The sequence below is a fragment of the Sporosarcina sp. FA9 genome, from assembly GCF_051550205.1.
Lineage (GTDB): Bacteria > Bacillota > Bacilli > Bacillales_A > Planococcaceae > Sporosarcina.
Window position 1 is genome coordinate 1,171,351 of record NZ_CP188819.1, and the last position, 17,645, is coordinate 1,188,995.

21 protein-coding genes are annotated in these 17,645 nt (G+C 34.3%); 19 read left to right on the forward strand and 2 right to left on the reverse strand.

Going from position 1 to position 17,645, the window contains the following annotated elements; genetic code table 11:
• Positions 1-512 precede the first annotated feature (512 nt).
• The 19 genes from ACP8HH_RS05630 to ACP8HH_RS05720 all read left to right on the forward strand — a co-directional run bounded on the left by ACP8HH_RS05630 (position 513) and on the right by ACP8HH_RS05720 (position 15,637).
• Entirely contained in the window at positions 513-1,556 is a 1,044-nt protein-coding gene (locus tag ACP8HH_RS05630) for a serine hydrolase domain-containing protein (protein ID WP_438317054.1), read from the forward strand.
• A 140-nt stretch (positions 1,557-1,696) separates the two neighbouring features.
• Entirely contained in the window at positions 1,697-2,056 is a 360-nt protein-coding gene (locus ACP8HH_RS05635; RefSeq protein ID WP_438319044.1) for a DUF5412 domain-containing protein, read from the forward strand.
• Between the two features lie 124 nt (positions 2,057-2,180).
• Entirely contained in the window at positions 2,181-2,747 is a 567-nt protein-coding gene (locus ACP8HH_RS05640; RefSeq protein WP_438317057.1) for a hypothetical protein, read from the forward strand.
• A gap of 113 nt (positions 2,748-2,860) precedes the next feature.
• A complete protein-coding gene (locus tag ACP8HH_RS05645; protein WP_438317060.1) occupies positions 2,861-3,148 on the forward strand; it encodes a hypothetical protein in 288 nt (95 codons plus the stop codon).
• A gap of 123 nt (positions 3,149-3,271) precedes the next feature.
• A complete protein-coding gene (locus ACP8HH_RS05650; protein ID WP_438317062.1) occupies positions 3,272-3,520 on the forward strand; it encodes a hypothetical protein in 249 nt (82 codons plus the stop codon).
• A 460-nt stretch (positions 3,521-3,980) separates the two neighbouring features.
• Positions 3,981-4,649 carry a DNA alkylation repair protein gene (locus ACP8HH_RS05655; RefSeq protein ID WP_438319045.1) on the forward strand — a complete coding sequence of 223 codons (669 nt, stop codon included), beginning with the start codon at positions 3,981-3,983 and terminating at the stop codon, positions 4,647-4,649.
• A gap of 160 nt (positions 4,650-4,809) precedes the next feature.
• Positions 4,810-5,427, forward strand: coding sequence for a hypothetical protein (locus ACP8HH_RS05660; RefSeq protein WP_438317065.1), 618 nt, complete (start codon positions 4,810-4,812; stop codon positions 5,425-5,427).
• A gap of 142 nt (positions 5,428-5,569) precedes the next feature.
• A complete protein-coding gene (locus ACP8HH_RS05665) occupies positions 5,570-7,087 on the forward strand; it encodes a serine hydrolase domain-containing protein (RefSeq protein ID WP_438317068.1) in 1,518 nt (505 codons plus the stop codon).
• 142 nt (positions 7,088-7,229) lie between these two features.
• Positions 7,230-7,664: a hypothetical protein gene (locus ACP8HH_RS05670; RefSeq protein ID WP_438317071.1), complete on the forward strand. Its 435-nt coding sequence runs from the start codon at positions 7,230-7,232 to the stop codon at positions 7,662-7,664.
• 91 nt (positions 7,665-7,755) lie between these two features.
• Positions 7,756-7,980: a hypothetical protein gene (locus ACP8HH_RS05675; protein WP_438317074.1), complete on the forward strand. Its 225-nt coding sequence runs from the start codon at positions 7,756-7,758 to the stop codon at positions 7,978-7,980.
• A 143-nt stretch (positions 7,981-8,123) separates the two neighbouring features.
• The gene (locus tag ACP8HH_RS05680; protein WP_438317077.1) at positions 8,124-8,510 is read left to right on the forward strand and encodes a hypothetical protein; all 387 of its coding nucleotides are present in this window, start codon (positions 8,124-8,126) and stop codon (positions 8,508-8,510) included.
• Positions 8,511-8,749: 239 nt separating this feature from the next.
• Positions 8,750-10,297: an IS21 family transposase gene (gene istA / locus ACP8HH_RS05685; protein WP_438311380.1), complete on the forward strand. Its 1,548-nt coding sequence runs from the start codon at positions 8,750-8,752 to the stop codon at positions 10,295-10,297.
• Complete coding sequence (istB, locus tag ACP8HH_RS05690) at positions 10,294-11,067, forward strand: IS21-like element helper ATPase IstB (RefSeq protein ID WP_438311382.1); 774 nt, start codon at positions 10,294-10,296, stop codon at positions 11,065-11,067. Before istA ends, istB begins: the two co-directional genes overlap by 4 nt.
• Positions 11,068-11,253: 186 nt before the next feature.
• Complete coding sequence (locus ACP8HH_RS05695) at positions 11,254-11,784, forward strand: hypothetical protein (RefSeq protein WP_438317079.1); 531 nt, start codon at positions 11,254-11,256, stop codon at positions 11,782-11,784.
• A 315-nt stretch (positions 11,785-12,099) separates the two neighbouring features.
• Complete coding sequence (locus ACP8HH_RS05700) at positions 12,100-12,822, forward strand: hypothetical protein (protein WP_438317082.1); 723 nt, start codon at positions 12,100-12,102, stop codon at positions 12,820-12,822.
• A gap of 132 nt (positions 12,823-12,954) precedes the next feature.
• Complete coding sequence (locus ACP8HH_RS05705; protein ID WP_438317085.1) at positions 12,955-13,437, forward strand: GNAT family N-acetyltransferase; 483 nt, start codon at positions 12,955-12,957, stop codon at positions 13,435-13,437.
• Positions 13,438-13,547: 110 nt separating this feature from the next.
• Positions 13,548-14,081 carry a DUF6141 family protein gene (locus tag ACP8HH_RS05710; RefSeq protein ID WP_438317088.1) on the forward strand — a complete coding sequence of 178 codons (534 nt, stop codon included), beginning with the start codon at positions 13,548-13,550 and terminating at the stop codon, positions 14,079-14,081.
• Between the two features lie 125 nt (positions 14,082-14,206).
• Positions 14,207-14,833 carry a kinase gene (locus ACP8HH_RS05715; RefSeq protein WP_438317090.1) on the forward strand — a complete coding sequence of 209 codons (627 nt, stop codon included), beginning with the start codon at positions 14,207-14,209 and terminating at the stop codon, positions 14,831-14,833.
• 240 nt (positions 14,834-15,073) lie between these two features.
• The gene (locus ACP8HH_RS05720; protein WP_438317093.1) at positions 15,074-15,637 is read left to right on the forward strand and encodes a hypothetical protein; all 564 of its coding nucleotides are present in this window, start codon (positions 15,074-15,076) and stop codon (positions 15,635-15,637) included.
• A 418-nt stretch (positions 15,638-16,055) separates the two neighbouring features.
• On the opposite strand, the gene ACP8HH_RS05725 is transcribed toward ACP8HH_RS05720, so the two are convergent.
• Together ACP8HH_RS05725 and ACP8HH_RS05730 are read right to left on the reverse strand one after the other, a co-directional pair.
• Positions 16,056-16,889, reverse strand: coding sequence for a hypothetical protein (locus ACP8HH_RS05725; protein ID WP_438317096.1), 834 nt, complete (start codon positions 16,887-16,889; stop codon positions 16,056-16,058).
• Entirely contained in the window at positions 16,873-17,433 is a 561-nt protein-coding gene (locus tag ACP8HH_RS05730) for an RNA polymerase sigma factor (protein WP_438317099.1), read from the reverse strand. Before ACP8HH_RS05730 ends, ACP8HH_RS05725 begins: the two co-directional genes overlap by 17 nt.
• Between the last annotated feature and the right edge of the window lie 212 nt (positions 17,434-17,645).

Here is a 17,645-nt window from a genome sequence, read left to right on the forward strand (position 1 = left end):
ACTTTTCAGGAATAAAACTTTTCACCAATCGGGTGCAAATTTTGGTATAAGGGATTTCAGAATAGGATATTTAGTATGCTAAGGAGACAATGCTTTGGATAGATTTCACAGAATAATAGTTGTTTTATTTTTCATAGTAAACTTTTCTCTAATTTGGGTTTCTACCAACATCTCCGAAATTGTTGTTTCGCTGAGTAGACTTGATGAGAGTAAAGGATATATGTTAACAGAAGCAGAGGAATTTACCCTGTTTCTTATTATTACTATACCAATGTTTTTGATACAATCTCTTTTCTTATTTTTTGTTTTAATTTACTTGAAAAAAAAGCTATACAAAAAATCTTCAATACTACTAAACTTAGTAGCCCATTTTCTGCTTCTTATGTGGTTCGTCTTTAGTGTATATCATTTCACGATAAACGGTTATTAAGAAAATGGGGACAATTATTTTCTTAAAATAGTAATTCCATCGGCCAAGACTTTATTATCATAAAAAAGACAGGGAGGTATATATGGAGATTCAAAAACAAAAATTCAAAAAGATCTTCGGAAAAATTACGAAAAATAAACAAATATATGAATCTGTGCTACTTATAGAAAACTTTAGCGGAGATTTTTCATATCAGCTTGGGTACGGAGGTAAGAACACAGATACCCCCCTCCTAATGGCAAGCATTACAAAGTTGTTCACAAGCACCTGTATTCTTATTTTGAGAGAGCAAGGAAAACTGTCACTAGACGACAAAATAGCAAAATACTTTGAAGAAGATATGTTGAGTAGCCTTCATATATATAAGGGGCAAGAGTATTCTATGGATCTTAGACTCTCTCATTTATTATTTCATACAAGTGGATTGCCGGATGCCATAGAGGAAGGCAGTAATAGGGCAAGAAAACGTGAAATCTACAAGGATAGGCAAATCAGTATTGATGAAGCCATCATGAAAACGAAACAATTGAAACCACACTTTGCACCGGATATTGGCAAAAGAGCCCATTACGCAAATATAAACTTTGATATACTAGGAAAAATAATTGAAATAGTTACTGATTCAACATTGGAAGATGTTTATAAGCAATTCATCTTCGACCCTTTAGGGCTCAAAAATACATACCTTCCAATAGATGAAGATGATTTTGTTCCTAATGTTTATTATAAGGACACCTCCTTTTATCTTCCGAAAATTATTAGAAGTATTCCCGCCAGTGGCGGTTGTATTTCTACGGCTCGTGAATTAATGATATTTATCAAGGCTTTTTTTGGAGGAAGGTTGTTTAATAAAACTGTTTTTCATGAATTAGAAATCAATAACAAGTTGCAAATCGCCATGTCCCCCATTCATTACGGTGCCGGATATATGAAAATTTCGTTGGGTGGTCTTGTGACACTATTTATGGGAGAAGGTGAATTATTGGGTCATTCAGGCTCAACAGGTTCATTTGCGTTTTATCATCCTGCATCGGATTTGTTTTTTGTGGGCGATGTCAATCAAATGGCAAAGCCTGCACTTCCTGTTCGATTGGTGATGCAACTCGCTATGTCTATAAAATCGTAAAGATTTTAAAAAGTATCATAACCATAGGGTATCTTCCGTTGTCGGAGCCTTTACTTGATTAAGACATTTTCAAAAAAGGGGGATTTTTGACTTTGGCATATCAAGAATTTAGTGTTGAAGCTGAGAGCAAGAGAGTTTTTATGAAAATTTTAAAGGGATTAATAATAGTTGGTTTATTATTTGCTGCATTGGTCGGGTATGGAGTTTATTGGATGTTCTTTGATATGAATCGGTTACCAACTGGAGAATATCTTACAGAAGAGACATCACCTAATGGAAAATACACGTTAAAAGCATATGTCACTAACGGGGGTGCACCAACGGCATATGCTGTTCGTGGCGAGTTGACATTTAATAAGAAGAATAATAAAACCAAAAATGTCTATTGGAACTATCGAGAAGAATCTGCAAAGATTACTTGGACAGACAATAACACAGTGGTAATTAACGGACATACTTTAGATGTTCGAAGAGATAAATTTGATTTTAGAAACCAATAACAATGCCTTTTGTACTCCAACAAACGGGGGCAATTCTGGAATAAGGATTTGCGCATGTGAAACAATTGGGCCATTTAGTTGAGTGAAGGTTGGTTCATTTATGGTGAAGTATTCTTAAATAGGAGTGGGGATATTGAAAAGTCTTCTTTACAAAGGGATTTTACTTGGAACTATTGTGTTAGCTGGGTGTAGCTGTATTTCAAAATACGATGATAGTGAAGCAGCAGCGATTGTAAAAGGTCAAGAGATTACGGTAGGTGATTTACGTTTTTTTTATCCTGATGATACTGCATTAGATTATCTTGAATCGGCAATAGAAGTAGAATTGGTAAAACAGGAGGTAAAGGAAATGGACCTCGATATTTCCACCAATTTAAGTGGTGAAAAAAACCGTGATGAATTTGAAAAACTTCCTCCTAAAAATACAAAAGACCAAGGTGGAAAGCAAATTCGTAAGTATGCCGAATCTCAAGCTAAGAAATTAGATATGACTCCTGAAGATTTCCAAAGAGAATATGCTAAAAGAATTAATGAACGAAATGCTTATATCAATACTTATCTCGAGGCTAAATTAGGTGAAGGAGATATTAATGATGAAAAATGGATAGAGGAATTTGGGGAAGAGTATCATAATTTATTAGAAAAACTGATGGATGAGAATGAAAATAAGATTGAAGTATTAATTGATTAATATCCTCAAGAACCGGGTGCAGTTGTTGTATAAGGACTACGCTTCAATCGGACTATTTGGTTGAAAAAGTGTTAAATAAGTCTCGGTGTTTGCTAAAAAAAGGAGGATGAAATATGGTTATACTTTTTTGGCCTTTCATGCTTGTTTCAATTGTCTTATCATTTGCTGCTCTAAGTAAGAAAAAGCCACTGTTACTCGTTATTTCTTTCTTTTTAATAATACCCTTTTCGCTTTACTTAGCTGCTACACCACTGTTTAGTTGGTGGGGGTTTATCTTGCCTTTCTTTTATCTTGGTTCAGCGTTGTCGCTTAGGAAAAATATGATGTGGTTATCGGTTTTGTTGATTGTGCCAGTTATACTAATGGTTGGTTGGCTTGGATACGTTGTTATTACTCAGTGACAAGTCACACAATCGGGTGCAATTCTTCAATAAGGATCGTGCCCGTTGTTAAAAATGGGCGCGAATGTCTTATTACTAACTAGTTTGTAGATAATAATAATTTTGAGTGAATGGAGGGGCAGAATGATCTTATTATATTTTATTATTGGTTATGTGGCTTTATATTCAGCAATTTGGTTACATGAAGTTGGGCACGGTCTTATGTATGCGAAATACGGGTGCAAGAATAATCCTTTCAATGTTCATGTTCCACTGTATCTATTTTTCTCAACCCCAAATCCTATTGATGAAGATAAGGCTAAAAAAACGTTGGGTCATCAGCAACTTTATTATGTGGGGATTGCCGGAATAGTGGTTAACCTGCTCTTTTGAATCCCAATTTTTTTCTTCTTTTGTCTCTGGAATTCCCTAATTCGCTAGCATTCTTTTTTCTGTTTTCCTTTGGTTTATTTCACCTGGTAGAAGCATCTACATATTTGGTTATCAGTAATATCTTTTTATCAAGTGACATGGTTCTAGTTCAACAATATAATCCCCGATTAAGGATTCCGCTTTTTATTATCGGACTATTTGTAATAGGTATAATTGTATTTATGATGATTAATTGTCCTTCATCTTGGAAATTTGGTCTTGTCTCAGCCATTGTGATTATGACTGCATGCACAGTCCTGGGAAGAATTATATTTACTACGATACATACGGCCAAGGCAGGTTGATCTTTCGTTAAAGGATGCGTTAAATAAATAAGGATCGTATTACAATTGGGCCATTTTGTGGAAAATAGGTAGGTGGACATAGTATGAAACTGAGATTAAAAAAGGAGCTGTATAAAATGAACGAAAATAAAGGATTAGAAATAAAATGCTCATCGAAAGCAGAAAACATTCTGTCTCAGATCAATAGTAAAACTAAGCTAGGTGACTTACGAAAAATCGCGAAGGACATTAAAAGAGATCACGAACTGGCTATGGAACTTTGGTCAACCGAAGAATTTTTGCCCAGACTATTAGCAATTTTAATTATGGATAATAAACTTCTATCACAAGATGTGCTAAATGGGCTTGCTAAGGATATGCAGATTCACGCATTTGATGAACGAAATAATTTAATGGATTGGTTAATGGCTAATCAGCTCACCAAAGACAAGAAGAGAATTGCGATGATGGAGTCTTGGGAAAATAGTCCTTTTCCTCTTCAAAGGCGTGTTTACTGGTATTATCAAGGGCGATTGCGTTGGACTGGACAAACACCACCTGATAACACCGCAGACTTGCTAGTTGCAATAGAAGCTAAAATTTCGCAGGAAGAACCAGAAGTTCAATGGGCTATGAATTTCACCGCATGCTGGATAGGCGTTTATGATGAAAAGAATCGTGCTCGTTGTATTAAACTTGGTGAGAAAACAGGTCTTTATAAAGATGAAAAAGTATCAAGAGGATGTACTCCTAGCTATTTGCCTGAGTTCATTACGATTGAGGTTAACAAACGACGGAATAAGTAGATACCTCTGAAAAATGAATTAGGGTTTGATGCAAAAATAAAGGGATAAACTTAAACTGAAATTACTTAGTGTAACAAGTATACGCAGTAAATATTACCTTGATAATCTACCATCGGGTGCGATAACAGGATAAGGGTTGTCATTCAATCGGGCATTATAATTGAATAATGGCGGGGATAAAGTGAAAAGGTTATTTACAATAGTAGCATTATTGGTATTTGTTCTAAGTGCCTGTGCTAATAATAATTCAAAATCAAATACGATTTCTGCTGTTGAATTAACAGAAAGGGAGAATGCAATACTTACGACTATTTCTGGTAAATCATTTGTATTCGACTTCAATATTGACAGTGATTATAAAGAAGTCTCAGTATGGGTTGAAAAATACGAATCAGGTAAATTGGAGAATGAGGCAATAAGTTTTTTAATAACGGAAATAAAGGATAATGGTTCTATTATTTTTGTAACTTCTAATCCAGATGACAGTGGTAAGAAGCAGACATTCAATATTGGGATTAGCGGTAATGGTGGTATAGGTTCTGTAAGTAATTTCGATACAAACTCAGATGATTTAGATGCTATGGCAAGCGTTTGGAGTAACCTCGAAGGCAAGAATAATTCAATTGAAGGTGTGCTAGTGTTAGCGATAATCGGTTATTCAAGTGATGGAATTATGAGTGGTCTAACTGATGATTTTTATAAAGATGCTGAAGGTCAAATGAATGAGCTAGAAAAATATGACGTTGCTTACCTTCTAAAAGCTGAATTTCATAAGTAAAGGCTTTTGTAAGTATTTTTAAATATACGGGTGCAGCTGTGGAAGATGAACTGTTCCTGAAAAAGGGCCAGATTATAAATAGGGAGGAAGTTTTTTGGGAAGAATAAAACATATAACAGATGATGTGAGAGAAGGGGAATAAATGAAAAATGTGATAATAAAAATAACATTATTGTTTATTACAGTAACAATGCTAATGATTCCCGTAATGGAAAATGGAGTAGTAAAGGCACAAGAAATAAATGATTTAACTGAAGCGGAAGAAAAGCAAATAGAAAAAGTCATAACGGAAAAAATGAGTAAGGGAAAGATTCCAGGATTATCTATAACGATAGTGAAAGATGATAAAACTGTTTATCAAAAAGGGTTTGGATATTCAATTCTAGATGAAGAAAAACCAATCACTTCCCAGTCTTTATTTGAATTAGCATCTAATAGTAAAGCTTTTACTGCATTAGCTATTTTTAGTTTAGTAGAAAGTGGACAAATAGAGCTTAACGATAATGTAACTACATATATACCTTGGCTAAAAGTAAAATATAATGGAAAAGAAATACCAATAACGATTGAGCAAACGTTACATCAAACAACTGGAATCCCCGACTCTACTATAAATATGATTCCCGTTTCTAATGAAGATAGTGCGCTGGAAGAAACAGTAAGAACCTTAATTGGAATAGAACTAGATAGTGAACCAGGTAAGATGTTTCAATATGCGACAATAAATTATGATGTCCTAGGATTAATTATTGAACAGGTAACGGGTGAGACATATGAAAACTATATGGAAGAAACTATTTTAAAACCAATGGAATTAAATAATACGTACCTATTCCGAAATGAAGAAATAAACAATCAAATGACAAATGGATATAAAATGGGGTTTTTAAAACCACAACGATATGAAGCACCGATATATAGGGGAAACAAACCAGCAGGATATATTATATCTAGCGGGGAGGATATGGCAAAATGGCTTAAAATTCAAATGGGTACGATGAATGAAGTTGATTTTGAAAAAGAAGTCATTATAAAGACTCATAAGGCTAATCGTGCTGTTGATGCAGTAGGTAATGAAGTATTCTATGCTGGCGGCTGGTTCCTTGAACCAAATGAACAGGTCACTCATGATGGAATGAATCCAAACTATTCAACTTATATAACATTCAGTAACAAAGAAAAAATTGGAGTTGCTGTGTTAGGTAATTTAAGTTCAAATCAAGTTCAAAATATAGGAGTGGAGATTAATGGAATATTACATGGAGATGTTGTTAGTAATGACATAGAAGATTCAAACCAATATATAGATAAGTTGGCAGTTGGTATCATACTTGTTTTAAGCATCTTTATGCTAGTTATTTTAATTTTTATCATAAGGATCTTAATTAAGATAAATAGAAAGCAATTGTATTATAAATTTAATGGTATAAAAAGTATTCTTAAACTGACTTTGTCTTTAGTATTAATGTTGGGATTAAGTTACTTTATCTATTTAATTCCAAGCCTTTTACTAAATGGTTATTCATGGGAAGCTGTGTTTGTTTGGAGCCCTAAGAGTGTTCAGGTGGCACTGTATTCAATGTATATTATTATTTGGCTTATCTATATATTTTTTATACTGAAAATCCATTTTAAAGGGAATCAGCATGGTCACAAATAATAACTGCATAATACTAGTATGTTTATGGAGGAAATAAGTTACTTTAAACTTTCTTCAATTAACGGGCCATTTTTTAGTTCAGTATTTTAAAGAATGATTTTTTTAATTTATGGGGAGTGAAATACTGATTATGAGAAGCGAAATGATGAAGAGATTTTTAATAGCAGTCCTTTCCATTGTTTTATTTGCAACCCTACTTGCTTGGGTTTCCTATACACCTAGTGTTCAACGAGAACCTAATGTCTATTATTTTGGGTTTTTAGAAACATCCTTTTTTGTAGTTATATATGCTGGACCTGTTTATTTCCTTGCAGGAATACCACTTTCAGTCCTGATTGATAAGCTAATTGGGAAAACGAAAAGTAATTCAAGATGGACAAGATATTTTGTCGGATTAGGTTTATATTCGTCAATTGGTGCATTCGTTGGTTTTATTTTCCCTATTTTACTTACTGAAAATATAGATTGGCGGGGAATTATTTCATATTCACTTTACGGATGTATTGCAGCCAATTTTTACTATCACGTGTTATTATTGGTATCAAAAATAAATGAAAAGTATTTAATCTTCAACTAAAGGGTGCAATTCTTTAACAAGGATTTGCACCCTTTTCAGTAACATGGCCGAATAATTGGGTAAGGATTCTATTTGGATTGAGGAGAGAAGTATGAAAGATAAAATTCTTGTTACTGTAAATGCTATTATGATATTTGCTGTTTGGTTGTTTGCTTCTACCTTTCTGTCAGCAACAGATGAATGGTGGTCCTTTTACACTTTAAATATGCAGGAACTTTCTCCTTTTAATGTGGAGGTATCTTGGCTAAAAGTATTTGCTTTTGGCTTCATTTCTCTAATAACTTCTTTTATTCTTGTAAGGCTAACTAGCAGATAACCAGAGCCAATAGAAAACGAAAGAGGATGCCAACTTATCAGTTAGCGGGTGCAGTTGTTGTATAAGGACTATGTTTCAATCGGACCATTTAGTAGGAAAGTAATAACCAAATATAGATCAATGTAATTGGGAGAGGTGAAATAATGAAAAGACCTTTAGGTGTTTCATTGATTAGTTATTTTTATCTTTTTGGTGCAGTTGTTTTATTATTTACTGCTGTTTTCTATAACGCTGATGCTGATTCTACTGGCATAGCTGAGAGATTTGGACTACCGAATGTACCAGAACGATTAATGAGAGTGTTAGTGGCTTTGATATCATTGTTGATGGTCTATGGATATATTAGATTAAAAAAATGGGGCTTTTGGTTAATGATAATCTATTCAGTGCTTTTCGGATTAATAAGTTCTTTATTAGTATCAAATCAATCTCAACAGCCATTTATCGGAAACTTGATTTGGTCAATTATTGTTTTAACTTATACAATCTATATAAAAAGGGCATTTTTCAAAACAGACTTCCAACATTGAAGAACTTTTATTGAAAATCCATATTATTATGTTTCAATTATCGGGTGCGTCTAGATCACGTAAACGAGCTAGATTCATATTCTTTTTGTAGAAATTTAAAAGTGTAGAAAGGATTTCAAGAAGGACTGTAAACGTTAAACTAGAGTCAACAGTTTTCAACAAATAAGACACAACAGTTTTCCCTCATAATCTCACTTTCTATATACTGAAACTAGTCTATAGAAAGTGAGGGATAGGAAGTGGAAAAGTGGATGGTCTATTATGAAATACACAGATTGCGCTCTGAAGGATTTAAAAACAGCTCAATCGCAAAAAAGTTAAAAATCTCCAGAAATCGAGTCATTGAGTACGGAAGAATGTCACCAGATGAATTCCAAAAGTTTATACTGTCTTTACAACAGAGAGGTAAAAAGTTGGATCCCTATAAAGACCAGATACTCGAATGGTTAAAGGAACATCCGGACCTTTCTGGAGCACAGGTGCTTGATTGGTTGCAGGAGAAGCTTGATGTGGACTCTGTTTCTGAAGGAACAGTTAGGAATTTCGTTAATGGGCTTAGAGAACGTCATTGTATTCCTAAAATGAGTACCGAGAGAAATTACGCAGTAGTTCCTGAGTTGCCTATGGGCAAACAAATCCAAGTGGATTTTGGAGAGACAAGACAACTGACAACGGAGGGCCAATATAAACGACTGTACTTTATTGCATTCGTACTAGCACGCTCTCGATATAAGTATGTAGAGTGGCTAGATCGTCCTTTCAGGACAAGTGATTTAATACGAATGCATGAGAATGCCTTTAACTATTACGGTGGAATAACAGATGAAATTGCTTATGATCAGGATCGTTTACTGGCAGTCAGCGAGAATGCGGGTGATTTAATTTTAACCGCGGACTTTACAAATTATTATCAAAAGAGGAAATTTAAAATTTATCTATGTCGAAAAGCCGATCCAGAATCTAAAGGGAAAATTGAACAAGTCGTCAAGTATGTAAAATATAACTTCGCTAAGAATCGAACCTTTGCCAATCTACTAGATTGGCAAGAGTCTAGTATGAAATGGCTTAAGCGAACTGGGAATTACAAAGTACATCACAACACAAAAAAGAGACCTACTGAAGTGTACACTCTGGAAAAGGAACACCTCAGACAGGTCTCAGGGGCTTACATTTTTGAAGATATCTATGTTTCCAGTATAACAAGGCAAATCCACAAAGACAACGTCATACGATTTGAAGGTAATCGATATAGCGTACCTGTCGGTACGTACCGTAAAGACGCACCGAATATCGCATATGTAGAAAAGAACCACGAATATATTTGTATACGTCTTCAGCAAAATGGTCACGTGCTGGCAAAACATCAAATAGCTAATGGCAAAGGAAATATCATCTCCGACCCTTCCCATAGGAAGCGAAACCAAACTAAAAGAGATAAGCTTATTCAACAAGTCGAAGACCTATTACAAGATCCACACGCTGCAAAATGGCTTGTAGAACAGCTAGCTGTGCGTTATCCACGTCATTTGATTGACCAATTGAAAATCGTGCAATTAGTTGGTCAACAGTATCCCGAATTTCTAGATATCGCTGTTCAGGAACTGAAACGCTTGAAACTCACTAGCGCAAACGATCTGAGGGACATCGCTTTTTCGTTGGCACTACACAGTAAAAAGAATAATAGCAAGGCAACTAGCATAGTCAATGAAAAATATAAAAATCTGATTGCGCCTGAACGAAAAGAAGATATATATCTTCAGGTTCTTCGAGGAGGTGATTCTAAATGAAACATCCTTATGAACCTTTGCAAGATAAATGTAGAACTCTGCGGCTCGCAGAGTCCGCTAAAGAATTGCCTAATCTTTTACGAGAGGCAGAAGCTAAGGGCTGGACTTACCACGAGTTTATACATGAGTTTCTAAGCTATGAAGTGAATTATCGTGAAACAAAAAACACTGATAAACTAATGAAGTGGGCAGAATTCCCCGAGCTACTTAAACTTGAAGATTTCCGTTTAGAAGAGCAAACAGCAATTGGTGTGAAACAACTAAATGTATTAAAAGAATTAACGTGGGTAGAGGAATATTTCACGCTTATCATGATGGGGCCGACAGGCGTCGGCAAGACCCATCTCTCGACAGCACTTGGTGTTCATGCGATTGAGCAAGGATATCAAGTATCCTTTATCTCGATGGATCGTCTGATTTACGTTTTAAAGACAAGAGAATACGTGGCTAAATCGAAAGCAAGATATAAGAGGATTGTAAAATCCGATTTAATCATCATTGATGATGTCATGTATATGGCTTACGAGCCGCAGGAAGCACACCTATTCTTTCAGTTCATTTACGAACTTTATGATCAAGCAGCTTTCATTTTAACGTCAAATAAAGGTCCGGGTGAATGGGGAAAATTTTTGGGCGATCCAACATTGACAACTGCAATTTTAGATCGTCTTCTTCACCGAAGTGAAATTTTAACCTTTAGTGAAGATCAAAATAGCATTCGTATGAAATACAGAAAAGCGCTCTTCACGGAGCAAAGTGTTGGGTCTTAATTGACGAAAACTGTTGAGTGTTATTTATCAAAAACTGTTCGATTTTACTTGACGGTTACAAGGACACATACCCAAACTCGTAACGATGAAACCATTAAAATTGTCACCTAATAGGATTCATTCTTTACAAGACCCATTCGCGTTAGTTAGTACAATTGAAATGCTAGATAGTAAGGGGGCATCTATATGAAAAAAAATAAAAAGTTCCTACTACTTTTGTTAATAGCCAGCTTATTTTGCAATGTGTTATTAATGACGACCAATTATGTAGAAAAGCATAAGAAACAAACATTTGTAGAGAATCAATTACATGTTTATTTTAATTATATTTTTGAATATAGTAATGTATTAAATCAAATGCTGGAAAACGACAATTATAAGGAGAACATTACTTTAATCAATCAGTATAGTGATAGTATTTATCTCGGGACACTATCAACAAAACACTTTGTTAAGGACAAGCCTAACAGTCTTATATCCAGTCAATTCGGGATGGCTGATTACATTAAAAAATTAACAGGGTATATTAACATAACTAATGAGGACAAAATAAATATTAGGATGCTTTCAGAAGTAAACTCAGAACTTAAAGAATTATATAATGCATACAGCCAGCATATTCTAAATCAGGATAAAAAACCTTCTGAAACAGAAAAACAACTTTTTGAAATAGTGAAAGCTAGTTCAGAAAAGTTAGAGAAATTAATGACGTTTTAGAGTTCTGAATTAAGTTTCGCATCCCTAATTAATCTGTTTTGTATGAATTTCGCTATTATATTTATTGACATTATTATCTTAATCGGAATATTAATAGTTCAATTTATTTCTAGAGCTATATTATTAAAAGTAGGAAAAAAATAAATTGTATACTGAATTAAGATGTCTTTCAGGAGTAGATACAAGAAAAAAACGTATAAGTGTGCCACAGATGGGTGCAGTTTTGGAAGATGCACTGTGCCTGAATTAAGCCAGTTAGTTGAAGAAAAGATATCGAAGATTATAAATCCTTGTCTAATTAAGGAGGGGAAATTGATGAAAAAAAGAATTGTTTTGTTTGCATTGGGATTAATTTTGTTTTTTAGTGCTCTTCCAATGAGTATCAAAACTATTATGGAGGACTTCCATACAAAACAAATGCATAATCGCTATGATATTGAAGTTATTGCTCATAACTACCCTCCTCCTGGACAGAAATTTGCCGTTTTGAATCACAATGTGGAAATTGAAGAAACAATTATCGATGAAGGAAATTATACTGACCGTTGGAATTATGATATAGCTATTGCAAATCTAACTATTAAGGTAAACGGCAAGAGACTTGCCACTTTAGAAAATTACCCAATAAGAGTGAAAGATGAAGGGATAGGGAAATATCACGGAAACATCTCGTTTATAGGCATAATCGATAAACAAGAAGAAGAAAGAAAATTGTATGTAATATTGAGAAATACAAAAGATGAGATTACAAATGAAAATGGAGTAAACATTATAAGTTCACCTCCCATGGAGACAATAAAATATACAATACACACAATAGACGAAAAAGGACAGGTAGAAAGTGACACTTTCAGTCAAAATAATCGAAGTGCCATACAAACTCTTGTGCTAAATAATAGCGGCACTTCGCCAATGGCAGTGGGATACTATACAGATGCTTGGCATATGTATCCATCTGTTTTCCTCCAATTCTCAACGCTCTTTCTCGGTCTAATACTAATAATCTACTATTTCCCTATCAGAAAGGTAAAAGAGTAGCGTACTTTTTTATTCACCTTCTTCCACTAAAGAGTGCAGTTGTATTAGAAGAATTGTGCCTGAAACGGGCCAAATCGTAAAAGATTAGCTTAACCACGAAACACAATAATATAGATACTAGGAGCTGTTTTTGTGAGCATTTTAAGTGAGACGGTAAAAGTAGGAAAATATAAGCCAGAGTTTTTAAAAGCATTAAAGGAATTCGAGCTACCTACTGAAAAGGCACAATATACTTCTTTTTCAGCTGTCATACTTGAGAAGTTAACTGATGATCAGTACCCAATTGTAATTTTAAGTAATGATGAACCGGTTGGATTTTTCTTGTTACAATCAACTGATAGGGTGAAGGAGTTTACAGACAATCCAAGGGCATTATTGTTAACTGCACTATCAATAGATAATTCTAAACAGGGAAAAGGACTTGCTAAAGGGGCAATGAATTTAATAAAACAATTTGTTAATCAAGAATTTTCTGAATATGATGAAATTATATTAGCTGTTAATCATAAAAATATACCAGCGCAAAATTTATATAAAAGGGTTGGATTCAGTGACACTGGCAAAAGAAAAATAGGCAAGATAGGAGAACAGTTTATTTTCAATACATATATTTAATGCAGTTGAACTGGTTAAAATATACTGCAATCGGGTGCACTTCTGGAGTAGTAGCTGCTCCTCAAGCGGACCAAATTGTGAAAATGGTGTTAGAAAAGGGTGTGGGTCGAATGGGAAAAAAAGAGCATGTTGTTTATCGTGAAGTGCAACGTCCTCGGCAAATTTGGATTTGGATACTGGTAATAGGGATTGCCATAATGATGTGGTATGGATTCATTCAACAAATTATTCTTGATACTCCTTTTGGAGACAAACCAGCCCCTAATGGTGTAATGATTGTTTTGTGGCTACTTTTTGGAGTTATCTTTCCTGTATTATTTCTTGGGATAATGAAATTGATTATTGAAGTTCGAGAAGGTGGTCTATATATCCGTTTTATACCTTTTCATTTTCAATATAAGAAATATCTATTCAAAGACATACAACATTGTGAAAGCATTATTTACAGTCCACTCAAACGATTTGGAGGCTGGGGAATCCGTTTTAACATCAAAGGAGAAATCGTTTATAACATGAGTGGTAACCAAGGGATTGAATTAAATTTAAGAAATAAAACCGTTGTGATTGGAACTAGACGGCCAGATGAATTAATAAAGGCTATTACTTCTACCCAACAAAAAAAAAATAAAAGCAGTTCACCGTAATCGGGTGCAATTCTGGAATAAGGATTTGCAACCGTTCAACAATAGGGCCAATTTGTTGAAGATGCTGACAATAAAATTAGTTATTTGAGTTAGTTTTTTCAACAAGAATATAGGAGCTGAATTAAATGGCGGTTAATGAGGTCACGGAAAAGGTATTATTTCAGCTTTCAATACATTCCAATGAACAGCGTCCTTTGATAGTCGGTATAGATGGATTAAGTGGGGCTGGAAAAACGACATTAACAAAAAAAATTGCAAAAGAATTAATTAATAATAACTGCAAGGTAGTTTCTTTTCATCTTGATGACCATATTGTTGAAAGAAATAAACGATACCTAACAGGACACGAAGAATGGTATGAATATTATTATCTACAATGGAATGTTAAGGAACTGAAAGGTGATTTATTTAAATCACTACATAATTGTTCCAACCCTATAACTCTTCAATTTTATGACAAATATAAGGATTCTATTTCAACTAAACATATTACAGTAGCACCTGATAGCATTATTCTTATTGAAGGCATATTTCTACAAAGACAAGAATGGAGAAGGTTTTACGATTTTGTTGTTTTTTTAGACTGTCCATGTGAATTGAGACACGAAAGAGTTTTAAATCGTGATATGTATATTGGGAATTATCTAGAAAGACTTAATAAGTATCAGCGGAGATACTGGTTGGGAGAGACACATTACCTGGATACAGTAAAACCAATTAAAAATGCTGATGTTGTATATAACGTAAAATGATGCTCAGGATTAATCTAGGTTCGTTCAAGAGCCAGTTATATTGATTCGCAAATGGGTGCGATTGTTTTATAAGCAAATGCGTCTATATCGTAATCTATGGACCGCGATTGTGGAACATTACATTGGATCTCATGAAGCTATTCACGTTTCTTGGACAATTAAGAGGCAGGTTAATTGAACAAGGTATGACTGTAACTGAACTGGATATACTAAGCCCAAATATAATTTAGGGTGATGAAATTGGATAAAAGTAAACCTCTTCTATTGGCTTTATTTAGTATACTAATTTGTGGGTTGTATTACGGAACAGTAAATGCAAAAACGAACGATCCTCCTCCTTCCTTTGATGGAGAAATTATTAAAGGCAAACAACTTACTCCTTTAGAAAGCGAGTTAATGTCTTTTACGACTGGTTTGATGGTAACCGAACCAAAACAAGCTGTTGAATTGTGGATATTAGGCGTAAATAATCGAAGTGGTGCTGTTCAATATGCGATGTTGTCCCCTTTGCTTCGAAAACAATCAAGGAGTAAATTTGAGGAAACTCACTGGATAACAGGTCAGTCAAGCCCTTCGGTTAGTAACTTTCGTTTTACCAAAGTAGAAAAGCTAAGCGAATCCAAAATGCGATATACCGTAAAATACGATTTATGGGCATCGGATGGAGATTTTGGTGGTGGGCAGAAGATAATAATCGTGGAAAAGAATTTAGAGCCATTTAAAGAGTATTGGTTTATTTCATCAATCACAACGAAATATAATCAATGGGAAGCATTTACCCCAGCCGAGACAGTTTTAAAATAGAGCATTGCAGTTAATAATCCGACAAAGAACGCTGTTGTTAATATTGCAATAGCGTTTTAAGTAACGTTTACTTTGGTGGGTTTCAAAAACGTTCAACAATTGCGGTAGGAGGAATCATCATCTTTGGTTTTGTGACAAGCTGGGTGTTTGGAAGGGAAAATACAGACCGGACAATAAAAGATTTACTCGCCTTGCCTTTTCCCATAGCGGATTCGGTCCACTATTCATATGTTTTTTAACGTTTTGCACCTTTAAAGAGAACTCATTAACATTTTTCTTCACCTGTTTTTTTATGTTAGCTTTCTAAACAGCGTTTTAACAATATCGGTACTAGATTTTACGTTGTGAATGTTTATTACAGAACTTGTCGCGAAAGCTCATTTGTAAATGAAAACCTTACTAAGGAATGATTAAATAATTAGTGTACTTTAATCGACTTTCGTAAGGTTTCTAAAAGTGGGTACATTGCATCTGCACCTTCTATGGGATATTGAAAAGTAATAGCTAGTGCGTGTTCACCGATCTCATAAGCAATAAATCCTTTCACTGGATTGTGACCATAGAATTGGATTTTTCCGGTCAAACCGTTTTCTTCAACCGACGTACTTTCCAATTCAAACATTTCTTCATAATTTTCTGTTTCAAAGATTTCTTGCAGGTTCGTAACAGCTTTTTCAAGATTTGTGTGTTCTATCATTTCTAATGTTATCTTATAATCATCATATTGAGTTGAATACGTTATTTGGTTGTTGCTCACTTCAGTAACAGCGAATGCTTCGTCTAATAGATAAGCGATACCATAGGGTTGTATTTGATAATTAATAACTTTAACTTCCAAGTCACTGCCTTCTACAATCCTAATTACTGTTTCGGAAGGGCCTGTTTGAATCTCTATGTTCGTTTCTTTATTTTCAACCACATCTTCTGAATTCACTTGGTTTTCATCATCGATGATTGGAGTATCAATTGTTTGATTACCATCGTTGCCCGTTAAATTGTCTCCACTTTGTTGAGTTATGCTGTTAGATATGAAGTTGTAGCCGAAGAACAATAAAATAACCATTACTCCGATATTTAAAGCATATTTAAAGCCTGCGAATAATTTAGTTTTGTTTTTGGAACGATCATTATCCATTGTAAATACAATTTTATTATGAAGTTTGTTTTTTCTCTTCTTATCCCAAATAACATCTTTATCCAATTGTTTTAGTGGTTCATCGAAGTAAGATATATCCTTAGATTTGTTTTTCATTTAAAAACCCCTCCTTTAACAGTTCCTTTTCTAAAGCGGGAATTGCTCGATAAAGTGTTGTTTTAACCTTTCCTTCCGACCAATTTAAAATTTCACTAGTTTCCCTTGTACTAAACTCATTTATTTTCCTGAGAATAATGACCTCGCGGTAGGTGGATTTTAGCCTACTTAATGCTTTATACAACTCAATTGAACTTTCTCTGATTTCTAAAACATCTTCCGGTAAAGGTGCGGAATCCTTCAGCGTTTGGAGTACTTCTCGGAAAATCTTTATAGGTTTTTGTTTTCGGATATAGTCTACGGTGTTATTATGTGCAATACTGAATAGCCAAGTTTTGGGCTGCGATTTTTTTTGAAAAGAATGATGGTTTTTATAAGCTTTAATAAAAGTATCATGAGTCAAATCTTCCGCTTGATGATAATCGTTAGTCATCATCATGATAAACTTAAATATTGAATCACTATAAAGATGATACCAATTCGTAATTTCCTCCTTTGTATGTGGCAAGTAACTCACCCTTCCTTGCATTTTGTTATTCATCATTTAGACGTATCATAAATTATTTGGTCACAGTCTTATTTTATTAAGTAGGTAATGGCTGCTGAAATGCTCTAGAATTTTGGAAAACTCTTTGTTGAGTGGAAGTCATGACTTGGTAGCAAATCACGTGGAGTGCAAGCGAGACAAATGCGATTCCAAAGTGGAATCGCATTTGTATTATGCTGTTGGAGCACTATAGGATTGTGAAAAGCACT

Coding starts and splice junctions, on each gene's coding strand:
- istB (WP_438311382.1), top strand. CDS start 10,294: ATGAAACATCCTTATGAACCTTTGCAAGATAAATGTAGAACTCTGCGG.
- ACP8HH_RS05655 (WP_438319045.1), top strand. CDS start 3,981: ATGAACGAAAATAAAGGATTAGAAATAAAATGCTCATCGAAAGCAGAA.
- ACP8HH_RS05645 (WP_438317060.1), top strand. CDS start 2,861: ATGGTTATACTTTTTTGGCCTTTCATGCTTGTTTCAATTGTCTTATCA.
- ACP8HH_RS05710 (WP_438317088.1), top strand. CDS start 13,548: ATGGGAAAAAAAGAGCATGTTGTTTATCGTGAAGTGCAACGTCCTCGG.
- ACP8HH_RS05675 (WP_438317074.1), top strand. CDS start 7,756: ATGAAAGATAAAATTCTTGTTACTGTAAATGCTATTATGATATTTGCT.
- ACP8HH_RS05700 (WP_438317082.1), top strand. CDS start 12,100: ATGAAAAAAAGAATTGTTTTGTTTGCATTGGGATTAATTTTGTTTTTT.
- ACP8HH_RS05650 (WP_438317062.1), top strand. CDS start 3,272: ATGATCTTATTATATTTTATTATTGGTTATGTGGCTTTATATTCAGCA.
- ACP8HH_RS05730 (WP_438317099.1), bottom strand. CDS start 17,433: ATGATGAATAACAAAATGCAAGGAAGGGTGAGTTACTTGCCACATACA.
- ACP8HH_RS05670 (WP_438317071.1), top strand. CDS start 7,230: ATGATGAAGAGATTTTTAATAGCAGTCCTTTCCATTGTTTTATTTGCA.
- ACP8HH_RS05680 (WP_438317077.1), top strand. CDS start 8,124: ATGAAAAGACCTTTAGGTGTTTCATTGATTAGTTATTTTTATCTTTTT.
- ACP8HH_RS05665 (WP_438317068.1), top strand. CDS start 5,570: ATGAAAAATGTGATAATAAAAATAACATTATTGTTTATTACAGTAACA.
- ACP8HH_RS05725 (WP_438317096.1), bottom strand. CDS start 16,889: ATGAAAAACAAATCTAAGGATATATCTTACTTCGATGAACCACTAAAA.
- ACP8HH_RS05630 (WP_438317054.1), top strand. CDS start 513: ATGGAGATTCAAAAACAAAAATTCAAAAAGATCTTCGGAAAAATTACG.
- ACP8HH_RS05635 (WP_438319044.1), top strand. CDS start 1,697: ATGAAAATTTTAAAGGGATTAATAATAGTTGGTTTATTATTTGCTGCA.
- ACP8HH_RS05695 (WP_438317079.1), top strand. CDS start 11,254: ATGAAAAAAAATAAAAAGTTCCTACTACTTTTGTTAATAGCCAGCTTA.
- ACP8HH_RS05715 (WP_438317090.1), top strand. CDS start 14,207: ATGGCGGTTAATGAGGTCACGGAAAAGGTATTATTTCAGCTTTCAATA.